Annotated in this window: 2 protein-coding genes and 1 pseudogene; all 3 read left to right on the forward strand. The window is 39.0% G+C overall.

Going from position 1 to position 834, the window contains the following annotated elements:
• Positions 1-209, forward strand: a pseudogene (locus tag ACYVTD_RS14445) (response regulator transcription factor); the annotation flags it as partial.
• 2 nt (positions 210-211) lie between these two features.
• Positions 212-640, forward strand: a complete 429-nt coding sequence (locus tag ACYVTD_RS14450; RefSeq protein WP_461248415.1) for a bactofilin family protein — start codon at positions 212-214, stop codon at positions 638-640.
• A partial coding sequence (locus ACYVTD_RS14455; protein WP_461248416.1) for a CinA family protein occupies positions 627-834 on the forward strand: 208 nt, incomplete at its 3' end. The genes ACYVTD_RS14450 and ACYVTD_RS14455, both read left to right, overlap by 14 nt.

The following is an 834-nucleotide window of genomic DNA, read 5'->3' on the forward strand; positions in this document are numbered from 1 at the left end:
CAAACGGCGAAAACTACAGTCAGGCAACTATTATCCGCCATTTAAATCCTGTAAGCGAAAAAATTCTTTCTGTGCGAAAACAAATTGCGGCTCTTGACGCAAGAATAGAAAAAACAATAAATGAATGGGACAATTTAAAGAAAGACGAGATTGGACTCTCTGTTCTTGAAGCCCAAATACGAAGATTTTTACAGCAGGAGCAACCATAACAATGTCAAAAAAAGAAGAAAAAAAGAAAGATAAAGCGGAAGTAGTTGTTCTTGGCAAATCGACAAATTTTACAGGGATACTTAAATTTGCCGCAAGATTGCGTATTCAAGGAATTTTTAAAGGAACAATAGAAGCAACCGGAGATTTAATTGTTGATAAAGATGCCGTTGTGGACGCGGATCACATAATAGTAAATTCTCTCACCGTATACGGAAGTATTTCCGGAACAATACATGCGGCGGATAAAGTTGATATGATGAGCGGAGCAAAAGTTCAAGGCGATATAAACGCCGCAAGACTAAGAATAGCGGACGGGGTTCATTTTGAAGGTAAATGTAAAATGACTAACATAGAAAAAGACATAGAGATTTTCCATCGTCCAACGGAAGAAATAAAAGCCGATTTACAACGAAGCAATGCCAGAGCGTAACGAGAATGAACAATTAATTAAACAAGCCGAACAAAAAGCGGCTTGCTTGATAGAAAAACTAAAAACTGTTTCACAAAAACTGGTTTTAGCCGAATCTTGTACCGGCGGGTTGATTTCGTCGTTGTTGGCGGAAGTGCCGGGAGCGTCTGTTGTCTTGTGGGGTTCTTTTGTTTGCTACACAAAAGAGGCAAAAG

It is taken from the genome of Treponema sp. R6D11, assembly GCF_054786075.1.